17 protein-coding genes are annotated in these 14,524 nt (G+C 64.7%); 9 read left to right on the forward strand and 8 right to left on the reverse strand.

The window, feature by feature from the left end; genetic code table 11:
• The first annotated feature begins 14 nt into the window (after positions 1-14).
• Genes CAP37_RS11935 through CAP37_RS11955 form a run of 5 tightly spaced genes read left to right on the forward strand, consistent with a single transcriptional unit; the run spans position 15 to position 4,666 of the window.
• Entirely contained in the window at positions 15-1,685 is a 1,671-nt protein-coding gene (locus CAP37_RS11935; protein ID WP_086124359.1) for a CTP synthase, read from the forward strand.
• A 28-nt stretch (positions 1,686-1,713) separates the two neighbouring features.
• A complete protein-coding gene (gene kdsA / locus CAP37_RS11940) occupies positions 1,714-2,571 on the forward strand; it encodes a 3-deoxy-8-phosphooctulonate synthase (RefSeq protein WP_086124360.1) in 858 nt (285 codons plus the stop codon).
• A 39-nt stretch (positions 2,572-2,610) separates the two neighbouring features.
• Positions 2,611-3,897 carry a phosphopyruvate hydratase gene (gene eno, locus CAP37_RS11945; RefSeq protein WP_086124361.1) on the forward strand — a complete coding sequence of 429 codons (1,287 nt, stop codon included), beginning with the start codon at positions 2,611-2,613 and terminating at the stop codon, positions 3,895-3,897.
• An 11-nt stretch (positions 3,898-3,908) separates the two neighbouring features.
• Positions 3,909-4,193 carry a septum formation initiator family protein gene (locus CAP37_RS11950; protein WP_086124362.1) on the forward strand — a complete coding sequence of 95 codons (285 nt, stop codon included), beginning with the start codon at positions 3,909-3,911 and terminating at the stop codon, positions 4,191-4,193.
• Positions 4,193-4,666, forward strand: a complete 474-nt coding sequence (locus CAP37_RS11955) for a hypothetical protein (protein ID WP_086124363.1) — start codon at positions 4,193-4,195, stop codon at positions 4,664-4,666. Before CAP37_RS11950 ends, CAP37_RS11955 begins: the two co-directional genes overlap by 1 nt.
• 20 nt (positions 4,667-4,686) lie before the next feature.
• Here the strand turns inward: CAP37_RS11955 and CAP37_RS11960 are convergent, their stop codons facing one another.
• Both CAP37_RS11960 and CAP37_RS11965 read right to left on the reverse strand, forming a co-directional pair.
• Positions 4,687-5,664 (reverse strand): Hsp33 family molecular chaperone HslO, encoded by a 978-nt coding sequence (locus CAP37_RS11960; RefSeq protein WP_086124364.1) that lies wholly within the window; start codon positions 5,662-5,664, stop codon positions 4,687-4,689.
• Between the two features lie 39 nt (positions 5,665-5,703).
• The gene (locus CAP37_RS11965) at positions 5,704-6,228 is read right to left on the reverse strand and encodes a gamma carbonic anhydrase family protein (RefSeq protein ID WP_086124365.1); all 525 of its coding nucleotides are present in this window, start codon (positions 6,226-6,228) and stop codon (positions 5,704-5,706) included.
• Between the two features lie 37 nt (positions 6,229-6,265).
• Between CAP37_RS11965 and CAP37_RS11970 the strand changes: the two genes are divergently transcribed.
• Positions 6,266-7,123, forward strand: coding sequence for a ferritin-like domain-containing protein (locus CAP37_RS11970; protein ID WP_086124366.1), 858 nt, complete (start codon positions 6,266-6,268; stop codon positions 7,121-7,123).
• 15 nt (positions 7,124-7,138) lie between these two features.
• Here the strand turns inward: CAP37_RS11970 and CAP37_RS11975 are convergent, their stop codons facing one another.
• From CAP37_RS11975 to CAP37_RS11985, 3 genes are all read right to left on the reverse strand, one after another.
• A complete protein-coding gene (locus CAP37_RS11975; RefSeq protein WP_256926951.1) occupies positions 7,139-7,498 on the reverse strand; it encodes a type II toxin-antitoxin system PemK/MazF family toxin in 360 nt (119 codons plus the stop codon).
• 53 nt (positions 7,499-7,551) lie between these two features.
• Positions 7,552-7,803 (reverse strand): AbrB/MazE/SpoVT family DNA-binding domain-containing protein, encoded by a 252-nt coding sequence (locus CAP37_RS11980; RefSeq protein ID WP_086124368.1) that lies wholly within the window; start codon positions 7,801-7,803, stop codon positions 7,552-7,554.
• A 63-nt stretch (positions 7,804-7,866) separates the two neighbouring features.
• Entirely contained in the window at positions 7,867-8,808 is a 942-nt protein-coding gene (locus CAP37_RS11985; RefSeq protein ID WP_086124369.1) for an NAD-dependent epimerase/dehydratase family protein, read from the reverse strand.
• Between the two features lie 155 nt (positions 8,809-8,963).
• On the opposite strand from CAP37_RS11985, the gene CAP37_RS11990 reads away from it, so the two are divergent.
• From CAP37_RS11990 to dbpA, 3 genes are read left to right on the forward strand one after another with little or no spacing between them, the layout of a single operon-like run.
• Positions 8,964-9,992: a sensor histidine kinase gene (locus CAP37_RS11990; RefSeq protein WP_256926952.1), complete on the forward strand. Its 1,029-nt coding sequence runs from the start codon at positions 8,964-8,966 to the stop codon at positions 9,990-9,992.
• On the forward strand, positions 9,989-11,482 hold the full coding sequence (locus CAP37_RS11995) for a hybrid sensor histidine kinase/response regulator (protein ID WP_086124371.1): 1,494 nt from the start codon (positions 9,989-9,991) through the stop codon (positions 11,480-11,482). Before CAP37_RS11990 ends, CAP37_RS11995 begins: the two co-directional genes overlap by 4 nt.
• Entirely contained in the window at positions 11,479-12,873 is a 1,395-nt protein-coding gene (gene dbpA / locus CAP37_RS12000) for an ATP-dependent RNA helicase DbpA (protein WP_086124372.1), read from the forward strand. Before CAP37_RS11995 ends, dbpA begins: the two co-directional genes overlap by 4 nt.
• Here dbpA and CAP37_RS12005 read toward each other — a convergent pair.
• The 3 genes from CAP37_RS12005 to CAP37_RS22020 form a co-directional block, all read right to left on the reverse strand.
• Positions 12,833-13,729 (reverse strand): universal stress protein, encoded by an 897-nt coding sequence (locus tag CAP37_RS12005; RefSeq protein ID WP_179190196.1) that lies wholly within the window; start codon positions 13,727-13,729, stop codon positions 12,833-12,835. The genes dbpA and CAP37_RS12005 overlap by 41 nt on opposite strands.
• A gap of 13 nt (positions 13,730-13,742) precedes the next feature.
• On the reverse strand, positions 13,743-14,144 hold the full coding sequence (locus tag CAP37_RS12010) for a GreA/GreB family elongation factor (protein ID WP_086124374.1): 402 nt from the start codon (positions 14,142-14,144) through the stop codon (positions 13,743-13,745).
• A gap of 120 nt (positions 14,145-14,264) precedes the next feature.
• A complete protein-coding gene (locus CAP37_RS22020; protein WP_256926953.1) occupies positions 14,265-14,396 on the reverse strand; it encodes a hypothetical protein in 132 nt (43 codons plus the stop codon).
• Positions 14,397-14,524: the final 128 nt, after the last annotated feature.

The following is a 14,524-nucleotide window of genomic DNA, read 5'->3' on the forward strand; positions in this document are numbered from 1 at the left end:
GGCTCGCCCGAGACATGACCAAATTTGTGTTCGTCACCGGCGGTGTGGTGTCCTCCCTGGGCAAAGGCATAGCCTCCGCATCCCTGGCCGCGATTCTCGAATCCCGCGGCCTCAAAGTCACCCTCATCAAGCTCGACCCGTACATCAACGTGGATCCGGGCACCATGTCGCCCTTCCAGCACGGCGAAGTGTTCGTCACCGACGACGGCGCCGAAACCGACCTGGACCTCGGGCACTACGAGCGTTTCATTGAAACGCGCATGAAGAAGACCAACAACTTCACCACGGGCAAGATCTACCAGTCGGTGCTGGAGAAAGAGCGCCGGGGCGATTACCTGGGCAAGACCGTGCAGGTTATTCCGCACGTCACCAACGAGATCCAGGAGTTCATCAAGCGCGGCGCGGGCATCGGCACCACCGATGCGGTCGATGTGGCCATCGTCGAGATCGGCGGCACCGTGGGCGACATCGAATCCCTGCCCTTCCTGGAGGCCGTGCGCCAGATGAGCCTGCGCATGGGGCCCAACAACTCCGCTTTCGTGCACCTGAGCTATGTGCCGTGGATCGCCGCCGCTGGCGAGCTGAAGACCAAGCCCACCCAGCACACCGCCAAGGAACTGCGCGCCATCGGCATTCAGGCCGACGCGCTGATCTGCCGCGCCGATCGCCCCATTCCTGAAGACGAGCGCGCCAAGATCTCGCTGTTCTCCAACGTGCCCGAGTGGGGCGTGATCTCCATGTGGGACGTGGACACCATCTACAAGGTGCCGCGCATGCTGCACGAGCAGGGCCTGGACGGCCTCATCTGCGACAAGCTGCGCATCAACACGCCGCCGGCCAAGCTCCAGCGCTGGGACGATCTGGTGTACGAGGTCGAGCACCCGAAGTCCACGGTGAAGATCGCCATGGTCGGCAAATACGTGGACCTCTCGGACAGCTACAAATCGCTCAACGAAGCGCTGCGCCACGCCGGCATGAAGAACCACGCCAAGGTGCAGATCGAGTACATCGACTCCGAGACGATCCACCCCGACAACGTGTCCACCACGCTCAGCCGCTTCGACGCCATCCTGGTGCCCGGCGGCTTCGGCAAGCGCGGCATTGAAGGCAAGATCTGCGCAGCCCGTTTCGCGCGCGAGAAAAAGGTGCCTTACCTCGGTATCTGCCTCGGCATGCAGGTGGCCACCATCGAATACGCGCGCCATGTGGCTGGGCTCAAGGACGCCAACAGCACCGAGTTCGAGCCCGACACCCCGCACCCGGTGATCGCCCTCATCACCGAGTGGAAAGACGCCGATGGCAGCATTCAGCAGCGCACCGCCAGTTCCGATCTGGGCGGCACCATGCGCCTGGGCGCGCAGAGTTCCGATGTTTCCAAGGGCTCGCTGGCCCACAGCATCTACGGCGACGTGGTGACCGAACGGCACCGCCACCGCTACGAGGCCAACGTGAACTACCTCGACCAGTTGCGCAGTGCCGGCCTGGTTATTTCTGCGCTCACGCAGCGCGAGCAGCTCACCGAAATCATCGAGCTGCCGCAGACCGTGCACCCCTGGTACGTGGGCGTGCAGTTTCACCCCGAGTTCAAGTCCACCCCCTGGGCCGGGCACCCGCTGTTCAACGCCTATGTGAAGGCGGCGCTGACGCACCAGGCGCAGGGCGCTGAAGCGCTCGCCACAGCCTGAACCCACCCAAAAGCACCGGCACCCCCGCATGAAACTCTGCGACTTCGACATCGGCCTCGATCAACGGATCTTCCTCATCGCAGGCCCCTGCGTGATCGAGTCCGAGCAGTTGCAGATGGACGTGGCGGGCCAGCTGAAGGAAATCACCGCCAGCCTGGGCATTCCCTTCATCTTCAAGAGCAGCTTTGACAAGGCCAACCGCAGCAGCGGCACCAGCTACCGGGGCCCAGGCCGCGAAAAGGGCCTTGAGATTCTGGCCAAGGTCAGGCGCGAACTCGGCGTGCCAGTGCTCACCGACGTGCACAGCGAAGAAGACATTGCGGACGCCGCAAAAGTCTGCGACGTGCTGCAGACCCCGGCCTTCCTGTGCCGCCAGACCGACTTCATCCGTGCCGTGGCGCAGAGCGGCAAGCCGGTGAACATCAAGAAGGGCCAGTTCCTCGCGCCGCACGACATGAAGAACGTGATCGACAAGGCGCGCGCCGCCGCGAAGGAAGCCGGCCTGAGCGAAGACCGCTTCATGGCTTGCGAACGCGGTGCCAGCTTCGGCTACAACAACCTGGTGAGCGACATGCGCAGCCTGGCGATCATGCGCGAGACCGGTGCGCCGGTGGTGTTCGACGCCACGCACAGCGTGCAGTTGCCAGGCGGCCAAGGCACCAGCAGCGGTGGCCAGCGTGAAATGGTGCCCGTGCTGGCCCGCGCGGCCGTGGCCGTGGGCGTGGCCGGCCTCTTCATGGAAACCCACCCCGACCCGGCCAAGGCCTTGTCCGACGGCCCCAATGCCGTGCCGCTCCAGCACATGAAGGCGCTGCTGGAAACCCTGCTCGCACTCGATGCGGTGACCAAAAAGAATGGCTTCCTCGAAGACCGTTTCAGCGTCTGATTTCCCTTGTTCTGTTTTTGATCCAAAGGTATTGAATCCATGAGTGCAATTGTTGACATCGTTGGCCGCGAAATCCTGGACAGCCGCGGCAATCCCACCGTCGAATGCGACGTGTTGCTGGAGAGCGGCGTGATGGGCCGTGCGGCCGTGCCTTCGGGCGCGTCCACTGGTTCGCGCGAAGCCATCGAGCTGCGCGACGGCGACAAGGCTCGTTACCTGGGCAAGGGCGTGCTCAAGGCGGTGGAGAACATCAACACCGAGATTTCCGAAGCCGTGCTGGGCCTCGATGCTTCCGAGCAGGCTTTTCTCGACAAGACCCTGATCGACCTCGACGGCACCGACAACAAGGGCCGCCTGGGCGCCAACGCCATGCTCGCCGTTTCCATGGCCGTGGCCCGCGCTGCGGCTGAAGAAGCCGGCCTGCCGCTGTACCGCTACTTCGGCGGCATGAGCGCGGTGCAGATGCCGGTGCCCATGATGAACATCATCAACGGCGGCGCGCACGCCAACAACTCGCTGGACCTGCAGGAACTGATGATCATCCCCGTGGGCGCACCGAGCTTCCGCGAAGCGCTGCGCTGGGGTGCCGAGGTGTTCCACGCGCTCAAGGCCATCCTGCACGACCAGCACATCAGCACCGCCGTGGGCGACGAAGGTGGCTTTGCCCCGTCGGTCGAAAACCACGAAGCCGCGCTGCAGATGATCCTGCAGGCCATCGAAAAGGCCGGCTACACCGCTGGCGACCAGATCGCCCTGGGACTGGACTGCGCGGCCAGCGAATTCTTCAAGGACGGCAAGTACGTGCTCGAGGGTGAAGGCGGCATCTCCCTGAGCGCAGAGGAGTGGACCGACATGCTCGCCAGCTGGGTCGACAAGTACCCCATCATCAGCATCGAGGACGGCATGGCCGAGGGCGACTGGGATGGCTGGAAGGTGCTCACGGACCGACTGGGCAAGAAGGTGCAGCTGGTGGGCGACGACCTGTTCGTCACCAACACCAAGATCCTCAAGGAAGGCATCGACAAGGGCATCGGCAACTCGATCCTGATCAAGATCAATCAGATCGGCACCCTCACCGAGACCTTCGCCGCCATCGAAATGGCCAAGCGCGCCGGCTACACCGCCGTCATTTCGCACCGCTCGGGCGAAACCGAAGACAGCACCATTTCCGACATTGCGGTGGGCACCAACGCCGGCCAGATCAAGACCGGTTCGCTCTCGCGCTCGGACCGCATGGCCAAGTACAACCAGCTGCTGCGCATCGAGGAAGACCTGGGCGAGGTGGCGGTCTATCCAGGCCGTGACGCCTTCTACAACCTCAGGTAACCTCCGCCCCCATGGCCCGCCGCTTCATCCCCGCCCTGCTGATTGCACTGCTGCTGGCCGTGCACCTGCAGCTGTGGTTTGGGCGCGGCAGCGTGCCGCAGGTGGCCAGCATGAAGCAGCAACTGGCCACTCTGGACCAGGCCAACCGCGATGCGCAACTGCGCAACGACCAGTTGGCCAGCGAGGTGCGCGACCTGCAGGAAGGCACGGAGATGGTCGAAGAACTCGCGCGCCAGGAACTGGGCATGGTCAAGCCCAACGAAATCTTCGTGCAGATCGCGCAAAACAAGCGCTGATGGCCACCAGAGTGGCGTTGCTCGGGGGCGAGGCCAGCGGCAAGGCCATGCTGGCCGCCGCGCTGCGGCAGGAACTGGCGTTGCAGGCCCCCGGTCTGGACGTGGTGATCGACGATATCCCGGCACTCGCCGAACCAGGCCGGTACGGCCTGACCCTGCTCCTCGCGCCGGACCCCGCCGACGGCCAGCGTGGCGAAGCCGCCGATGCGCTGCTTCGCGAAGCCTTGCAACGTGCCGGCACCGCATTCCAGATCGTGCATGGCCACGGCGCTGTGCGTGTGCAGCAGGCGCTGCGCGCCATCGGCCACGTGATCGGGCAATCACTGGTGGTGGACGATCCCGCGTTGACGCTGGGCCGTGGTCGGTGGAGTTGTGAGAACTGCAGCGATCCTGAGTGTGAACACCGGCTGTTCACGGGGCTGCTGGCGCGGGGAGCCCTCACCCCAACCCTCTCCCAGAGGGAGAGGGAGTAAGCCCCTCTCCCTCTACCAGATCACTGCTTCTGGTCGGTGGATGGCGGCTGCAGCTCGGGCTGCAGAAACACCTGCGCCGCATCCACCGGGTCAAACCGGTACTGCGCACCGCAGAACTCGCAGCCCACTTCCACCTGCCCTTGTTCTTCCAGAATGGACTCCACCTCATCGCGCCCCAGGCTGCGCAGCATGTTGCCCACGCGTTCGCGCGAGCAGGTGCAGGCGAAGCGGGGACCTTCGGCGCCGGTGAGCGGCTCGAAGCGCCGCACGGTTTCTTCCCAGAACAGGCGGTGCAGGATGGTGTCGGCGTCCAGGCTCAGCAGTTCCTCGCGCTTGAGGCTGGCGGCGAGGATGGCGATGCGGTTGTAGTCCTCGTTCTGGCCAATCTGGTCTTCATCGCGCTGCTGGGAAACGCCCGCCAGGTTGGTGGCGCCCTGCAGTGGCATGCGCTGAATCAGCAGGCCAGCGGCCATGTGCTCATTGGCGGCGAGCACCAGGCGCGTGTCGAGCTGCTCGCTTTGCAGCATGTAGTGCTCGATCACTTCGCTGATTTTCTCCAGCTTCTCGCGCTTGTCGCCATACAGCGGCACCACGCCCTGGTAGGGCTGCTGGCCGGGCAGGCGGTCTTTGGGGTCGAGCGTGATGGCGCAGCGGCCCTGGTTGGTCACGTTGACCATGTGAGAGAGCGGCGCATTCGCCGCCACTTCGCCTACCACGGTGGCGGTGGCGCGCAGGCTCAGGTCGGGCTGCACTTCGGCCACGGCCAGCTTCACAGGGCCGTCGCCCATGATCTGCATGATCAGCGCGCCGTTGAACTTGATGTTGGCCTGCATCAGCGTGGCCGCCGCCGTCATTTCGCCCAGCAGTTCCGTCACGGCCGTGGGGTAGCCGCCGCCATCGCGGTGGCGCTGCAGAATCTCCTGCCACGCGTCGGTCAGGCGCACCAGCATGCCGCGCACCGGCAGGCCTTCAAAGACAAATTTGTGGAGTTCGGACAAGCGCTTCTTTCAGAAAAATCGAATCGTTGCACATCGGGGTCAGCCGATCTTTTTCAAGCCCTTGCGGTAGCGCTCGGCGTTCTCGGTGTAGTGCTGCGCGCTGCGGCGCAAGCCTTCGATCTGCTCGGGCGTGAGGCTTCGCACCACCTTGGCCGGGCTGCCAAAGATCATGCTGCCGTCGGGGAACTCCTTGCCCTCGGTCACCAGCGCACGCGCCCCGACCAGGCAGTTCTTGCCGATCTTCGCGCCGTTGAGCACAGTGGCGCCAATGCCGATGAGTGTTTCATCGCCAATGGTGCAGCCGTGCAGCATCACCTGGTGTCCCACCGTCACGTGCTCGCCCAGCGTCAGCGGAAAGCCCACATCGGCGTGCAGCACGCTGCCGTCCTGAATGTTGCTGCCCTTGCCCACCGTGATGGTTTCCGTGTCGCCGCGCAGCACGGCGCCAAACCACACGCTGCTGTCTTCGGCCAGCACCACGTTGCCCATCACCTGCGCGCTGTCGGCCACCCAGGCCGAATCGGCCAGTTGCGGGGCCGTACCGTCGAGTTCGTAGATCGCCATGTGTGAGTCTCCGTTCGCGAAACCTAGAATTGTAGGGATGCAAGCTGTTCTGCCTCTGTCTCCCCTGTCTGCCGTGCCTGCCGTTTCCCTGCGTGGCGAAGCCTTGCGCGCCCTGTGCATCACCGAACCGGGCCTGAAGGTGGCCGCCACCCACGCCCTCTTTCAGGCCCAGCAGGCAGGCCATGCCCGGCTCGACGCCGCCGAGCCGCTGGAGCCCGACGCGAATGTCGCCCTCCCTGGCAGACCTGCCCGCCCCGAACTGCTGCCACCCAAAGACGTGCCGCAGCGCTCGCCCTTCACACCCGGTGGCCTGGCCATGCTGCTGCACGCGGTCACGCACATCGAGTTCAACGCGATCAACCTCGCGCTCGACGCCGTCTGGCGCTTCTCCGACATGCCGGACGACTTCTACACCGACTGGCTGCTCGTGGCCCACGAGGAAGCCATTCACTTCACGCTGCTGCGCAACCACCTGCAAAGCATGGGCCACGACTACGGTGACTTCGCCGCCCACAACAGCCTGTGGGAGATGTGCGTGAGGACGCAGCACGACGTGGTGGCCCGAATGGCGCTGGTGCCGCGCACGCTGGAGGCCCGCGGCCTGGACGCCACGCCCCCCATGCAGGCGCGGCTGCGCAAGGTGGGCACGCCCGAGGCGGATCGAGCGGTGGAGATTCTCGACGTGATCCTGCGCGACGAGATCGGCCACGTGGCCGTGGGCAACCGCTGGTACGGCTGGCTGTGTGCGCAACAAGGCATCGAGCCCCTGTCTCACTACCGGCGGCTGGCGCGCGAGCATTCAGCGCCAAGGCTGAAGCCGCCGTTCAACGAGGCGGCGCGGCGGGCGGCGGGGTTCAGTGATCAGGAGATGGCGGCTTTGCACAGCGCCGAATGAACGGCACCCACCTCCTCAATCAGGGGCGACCTGCACGATCTGATTGAGCACGACGCAAGCTTGGGCGAAAGGAGCGTTTGGCAGCTTGCCCATCGGGTGGGGCGAGGCATCGCGATGTCGCCAATCAAATGATTTTGGCTGGTGGCACAACACGTAGCTCGTCTTGCCGGCCTTCTTGCCGGTAGCAGCGCCCACCGCAATCGCAAACGGGTTGTCTGCGTTGTAGGCCGCAGTGGTCATGGGCAGGCCAATCACCAGCGATGTTGCCGCGTTGAATTCAACGGGAGAAAGCACCAGGAACGGATGCATATCACGCATCTCGCGGCCTGCCTGCGGGTTGCAGTTGATCCAGATGATCTCTTGCCGCGCCGGCACCCAGTCGACTCGCCGGGTTTTGGGTAGGGCCGCGCGGGGCGCGGCTGCGCGCGTTACCAACGTTCTGCCCCAACGCGGCCCACCGGCATGGCTTCGCCGCCGTGGCGCACCGGATCAAAGCGCGCCAGGCGCTGCGCCAACGTCCGCTCGGCATCGTTCAGCGGCGTGATGATCACCCGTCCCTCTTCCACGGAAACCTGAACGCGCTGATCAGCGTGCAGATGTGCGGCCTTGGCCACCGCCGCGGGCAAGCGCACGCCCAGGTTGTTGCCCCAATGCTTGATATCAAGAATGGCTTCGGCCATGGAGGTTCCTTCAAAATGTTTAAACGAAGTATAAACATGGTCGATGCCATTGACAATATGTGATCAAGACAGTCGAAAGTCTTCCCGCAATCCCGTGCGTCTGTGCGTCACCGGCAAGGGCGCTCGTCCCAGCAACTGTGGCAGCGCATTGGGCATCGGCATGTTGTCGCGCTGCAGCAGGATCCAGTGGCCGTAGCTGAAGGGGCTGAAGCGGAACAGGTCGCACAGGTGGGCGCCCGCGCGGCTGACCCAGTCGGGCAGAAGTACCTGCACGGCAGGCTTCACCGGCGATTCCGTGTGCTCCACCCCTCGTAACACCTGAAGGTAGTGCCGGTAAGCGAACAGCCGGTCGCCGCCGAGGTTGGCTTCGCGTTGCGAAGAAAAGCTGGGCATGTGCGCCAGCACCGCAAAGGCGTCGCCCAGGTCGGCAGCCTGCAGCGCGGCGATGCGGCCGGTGGCGCCGCGTGGCACAAAGTGCACCGGCCAGCTTGCCAGCATGCGCAGCCAGCTTGCGCCGAAACCGCCCAGCCCATCGATGAGCGACGGGCGCACGATGCAATGGTCTGCCCCGCTCGCCTGGATGGCCTGTTCGCCCCGCAGCTTGCTGGAAAGAAACCGGCTCTTCGCGCCTTCGTACAATCCCAGCGCAGAGGTGTGAATGAGCCGCACGCCCGCCAGGGCACAGGCCCGGGCCAGCGCTGCAGGCATGCGGTGGTGCACGTCTTCGTAGCTCTCACCCCAGCGCTGGCGCAGGATGCCCACGCAGTTGATGACGAGGTCGATGTCTTGCAGGTGGGCTTGCCATGCGGCTGGCTCGCGCATCGTGTGCAGCAGCATCGGCTTCCATGCGCCGGCCGAATCGCCCTGCCCGCCTCGCGGCCTGCGCACGCGAAGCACCTGCACGCCCCGCGTTTGCAGCGCTGCATGCACATGTCTGCCAATAAAGCCGGTGGCGCCCAACAACAGCACATGCAAAGGCAAGGGTTCGGGATTCAGGAGCGACATTGAAAAACCGTGGTCTTTGGTTTGAGTGGCGGGATTCTAGGTGGGGGATGAAACAGGTGACGTGGATGCACGGATGTTCCTGTGGGACGCCTGAGTGACGGCCACGCGGGTTTTGGAGCAAGGCAACTGAGCAGCAGAAGACTAGGATGCCCGCCATGACGGAAAAGCGGATCCAGCTGGATGAATATCTGGGACAGGCGTTCGACCGCATCCCGGTGGCCATGATCGTCGTCAACCAGCGTGGCGAAATCACGCGCCTGAATCAGTTGGCCGAGACCACGTTCGGCTACAGCAGCGACGAGCTGATCGGGCACACGGTGGAGAAGCTCATTCCTGCGCGCTATCACGGGCGGCATCCGGCCTACCGCAGCGGCTTCCTCGCCGAGACCAACGCACGGCCCATGGGTGCTGGCAGAGACCTGAGCGGCCTGCGAAAAGACGGCAGTGAATTCCCGGTGGAGATCGGCATCAACCCGGTGCAGACCGGCGAGGGGCCGATGGTGCTGTCGGTGATCCTGGACCTGAGCGAACGCAAACAGAGCGAGAAGCGCATACAGGACGCCCTGCAGCAAAAAGACCTGCTGCTGCGCGAGGTGCATCACCGCGTGAAGAACAACCTGCAGGTGATTCACAGCCTGCTCGACCTGCAGGCCTTGCGAAGCGAAGACAAGGCCGTGGCGGGCATGCTGCGCGACAGCCAGAACCGCATCCGATCGATGGCGCTGATCCACCAGACGCTCTACCAGTCACAAAACTTCGCACGGGTGAACTTCCAGCGCTTCCTGGACGAACTCCTGCCACGCCTCACTGAGGCCTATGGACACCTCTCTAACCAGGTTCGCATTCACATTCACGCACCGGATGTGAGTCTGCCCATCAACGAGGCCATCCCCTGCGGACTCATCGTCAACGAACTCGTGAGCAATGCGCTCAAGCACGGCTTTCCGGACCAGCAGAACGGCACCATCGATGTGGCCATCGCACAAGATGGCAACAACCGGGTGGAGCTTTCCATCAGCAACGACGGCGCCCCGATTCCCGACGACCTGGACCTTCTCAAAACCGGGTCCCTCGGCCTTCAACTGGTGCACCTGCTCACGCGGCAACTGCACGGCGCACTCGAGATCCAGCGCGGGCAACCGACCCGCTTCACCTTGAGCTTTCAACTGGGGGAAGAAAAATGAGGTCACCGGCGCGCATCCTCATCGTGGAGGACGAAACGATCGTCGCGTTCAACCTGCAGCAGCGCCTGACGCAACTCGGCTACGACGTGCCCGCCGTGGCGGTGTCGGGCCAGGAAAGCCTGGAACTGATCGGCCAGACCCGGCCGGACCTGGTGCTGATGGACATCCACATCGAGGGCGACATGGACGGCATCGAGGTGGCCGCGCTGCTCAAGAAAAACAACCCGGTTCCGGTGATCTACCTCACCGCGTATTCAGAAGATTCCACGCTCGAGCGCGCGCGAAAGACCAGCCCCTACGGCTACCTGATCAAACCTTTCTCGGAACGCGAACTGCACGCCACCATTCAGATGGCGCTGGAGCGCCACACGGTGGAAGAAGCACTGATTGAGAACAAGCGGCTGCTGCAGCAGGCGCTGGACGCAGCCAGCATGGGGGTGCTGGAGCTCGACACCGTGACCACCGCCATGTCCATCAGTCAGCAGACCGCCCGCCTGCTGGGCCGCGAACCCCACATGCCACTGACGCTGGCAGATTTCCTGGCCGGCGTGGACGAAAAAGACCGGGCGCATGTGGAAGCGAAGTTCCGCGAAGTGCTGGAGCCGCTCAAGCAGTTCAGCGAGGAATTTAGGCTGCTCGGCACCGAGGGGCCCAAGCGCTGGATCAAGGTGGACGCCACGCCCATGTCGGACGAGCGCATCAGCGGCGTGGTGCAGGACATTTCCGGGCGCAAGCACGCCGAGATTCGCCTGAAGCGGCTCAACGAAGGCCTGGAGCAGATGGTGAACGAGCGCACCACCGAACTGCGCGAGAGCCTGAAGGAGCTGGAGACCTTCAGCTACTCGGTGGCGCACGATTTGCGCTCGCCCATCCGGTCCATTTCGGGCCTGAGCCATGTGCTGCTCGAGGAACACCGCAACGCCCTGGGCGACGACGGCGCAAAGCTGCTGGCGCGCATTTCGGACAAGAGCACGCAGATGGGCAACCTGATCGACGCGCTGCTGAGCCTGTCGAAACTCTCTACGGTGACGCCGCAACTGAGCGAGGTGGACCTGAGCGAGATGGCCACGGATATTCTTTCGCAGCAGATGGAGACCGACCACGAACGCCTGGCCGACGTGAAGATTGCCGCCGGGCTCACTGCACATGGCGACCCGGTGCTGGTGCGCAGCGTGCTCGACAACCTGCTGCGCAACGCCTGGAAGTTCTGCGCCAAACGCGAAGTGACGCGCATCGAAGTGGGGCAAGAACTACAGGACGGCCAGCGCGTGTTCTTCGTGCGCGACAACGGCCCGGGCTTCGACATGGCCTTTGCCGACCAGCTTTTCAGCCCGTTTCGCCGCCTGCACAGCGAAGCCGAATTCAAGGGCACCGGCATTGGCCTGAGCATCGTGCAGCGCATCGCGGCGCGCCATGGTGGCCGCGTGTGGGTGCAGGCCGAGGTGGACCAGGGCGCCACGTTCTTCTTCACCCTCGATAATCGGGGATGACCACCGCTTCCCCGACCGACTTCGCGTCCCTCCCCCTCTCCCCCGCCACCCTGGCCAACCTGCAGCAGCTCGGCTACAGCGAAATGACGCCGATCCAGGCGGCTGCGCTGCCGCCCGCGTTGCTGGGCAAGGACATCATTGCCCAGGCAAAGACCGGCAGCGGCAAGACCGCTGCCTTTGCGCTCACCCTGCTGGCCAACCTGAACCCCCGGCGTTTTGCCGTGCAGACGCTGGTGCTGTGCCCCACGCGCGAGCTGGCCGACCAGGTAACCACCGAAATCCGGCGCCTCGCGCGTGCGGAAGACAACATCAAGGTCGTCACACTCTGCGGTGGCGTGCCGCTGCGTGGGCAGCTCGCCACGCTGGAGCACGGCGCGCACATCGTGGTGGGCACGCCCGGCCGCATCATGGACCACCTGGAACGCGCCAGCCTGAAGCTGGACGCGCTGAACACTCTGGTGCTCGACGAGGCCGACCGCATGCTCGACATGGGTTTCTTCGACGACATCGTGACCGTGGCTAAGCAGTGCCCCAAAGACCGACAGACCCTGCTGTTCTCCGCCACCTACCCGGAAGGCATCGCCAAGCTCAGCGCGCAGTTCATGCGCGACCCGCTCACGGTGAAGGTGGAGGCGCAGCATGCGGGCGCGCAGATTGAACAGCGCTGGTACGAGATCACCGAGAACCAGCGACTGGACACCGTGAGCAAACTGCTGGCGCACTTTCGCCCGGCCAGCACACTGGCCTTCTGCAACACCAAGGCGCAGTGCCGCGACCTCGTGGCCGTGTTGCAGGCGCAGGGCATCAGCGCGCTGGCGCTGTTTGGTGAACTGGAGCAGCGCGAGCGCGACCAGGTGCTGGTGCGCTTTTCCAACCGAAGCTGCTCCGTGCTGGTGGCCACGGACGTGGCCGCGCGCGGGCTGGACATTGCAAACCTCGCCGCCGTGATCAACGTGGACGTGACGCCCGACCCCGAGGTGCACATCCACCGCATTGGCCGCACCGGCCGCGCGGGTGAAAGCGGCCTGGCGCTGAACCTGGCCAGCCTGAACGAGATGGGCAGTGTGGGCAGGATCGAACAACTGCAAGGCCGCGAATCCACCTGGCACTCGGTGAGCGAGCTGAAGGCCGCGAGCAATGAGCCGCTGGTGCCGCCGATGGTGACCCTGCACATCCAGGGCGGGCGCAAGGAAAAGATTCGCCCCGGCGACGTGCTGGGTGCGCTCACCGCCGACCTGGGCTACACCCGCGAACAGGTGGGCAAGATCAACGTGAACGAATGGTCCACCTACGTGGCGGTGGACCGCGACATCGCCCAGCAGGTGGCAAGCCGGCTGAACGATGGGCGCATCAAGGGCAAGAGCGTGAAGGTGCGCGTGCTGGAGGACTGAGCGCGCTCGCCGACTCTGCGTTGCGAGACAGCGGCACCACCAGCACATCGCCCTCTGCCCAACGGGCCAGCCGCTGGGCCACGCTGCCCACCAACAGCCGCGCCAGCGTGGAAGCCTGGCGCATGCCCACCACCACCAGCTCGGCCCGGCTGGCCTGCTGCTCCACCGCAGCCTGATAGGCCGGGTCGCCGTTGCCCACCTGCACCTCTACCCCGCTGCCTGGCGAGCGCAGCGTGCGCGTGAGCTGCAGCAGGCGTTCCCTCGCCCGCAGTCGCGAGTCGACACGCCAGGCCTGCCGCGCCTCCGGCGTCACATCTGCCAGGCGCAGGCGGGAATCTGCCACGGAGTTGATGGCGTGGAAGAGCTTCACGCTGGATGCCTGGGCGAACTGGCTGGCGAAGCCGATCAGTTCGCGCGAGCGTGGCGAGAGATCCACCGCCACCAGCACATCGGCGTAATCGCGAGACGCCGCCTGCCTCACCACGAGCACCGGGCACCGGCTTTCTCGAACCAGCTGATCCAGCCTTGTGCCCAGAAAAAACCACTTCCAGTTTCTCCGCCACTGCGGTCCAACCACGAGCAGACCGGAAGAGCGGCTTTCTTCGAGGATGTGGCCTACCTCCACCGGGTGTCGATGTAGCGCGTGCACCCGAATGCCATGACGCCGCGCGAGCTGGCGAGCGCGCTGGGCCAGCCGGGCCACCGGGTCTGTCAAGTAGTGGTGCGGTTCCTCAGCAAAGTACATCAGCCGCAGTGGCGCGCCATGCTGGCTGGCCAGCAGCGCGGCGCGATCCAGAGCGCATTCGGAAGGTGCCGAGAAATCGGTGATGGCGAGAATGGAATCGATGAAGGCCATGGGACATCCTTCGCTACGTGGTGTAGTCGCCGCTGGCTTCCGGCTGGAACAGCAGGGAAGCAATCTCGGCTTCGCACACATCGCCATTCGGTGTGCGCCAGCGGGCCACATCGCCCACGCGCTGGCCCAGCAGGCTCGCACCCACCGGCGAGAACACCGAAATGAAGCCGTTGTGCGGCTCCGCTTCGTTCGGGTAGCACAGCGTGAGCTTCTGGCGTTTGTGGCCATTCGCTTCTTCGATGAGCACCTGCGAATACATGGTGACCACATCGGGCGGCACCTCGCGCGACGGCACCACGTCCAGCGTGTCCAGCGAGTCCGCCAGCTCGGGCGGCAAGCCGGCATCGCGCAGGTTCGTCAGCCGCGCATGGTCAAGGTCGGTGATCAGTCGATCACGGGTCAAAGTCTTAGGCATGAATGCACTCCATCGGGTGCGGCCGCACTGCCAGGGAAATGCAGCGGCCGCCATCGCGCCTGGCTGTGGGCCCGGCGATGGATGGTTAGCGCAAAAGGGGAAGAAGAGGTATCGCCGGGCTCAGGAATGTGCGAGCGGCTGGCGCGCACCGGCCGTGCCCATTTGCTTGCGAGCCACCACGGCGGCACCGGCCAGGGAAGGCAGGTGCTGCGCGAGCAGGGGGTGAAGCATGAGGGTGGACCGGGAAGCCATGTCGGCGATTCTAGGCCGAGGGTAATACTGGCAAGGAAAGTGCGGTATTGCGAGCGCGCTGACTAAGCACCAACCCCAGCAGAAGCCGAATTGCACCATGAAGCTCTCTGACATGACCAGCGGCTGCT

The organism is Hydrogenophaga sp. IBVHS1, from assembly GCF_002127265.1.
Lineage (GTDB): Bacteria > Pseudomonadota > Gammaproteobacteria > Burkholderiales > Burkholderiaceae_C > Hydrogenophaga.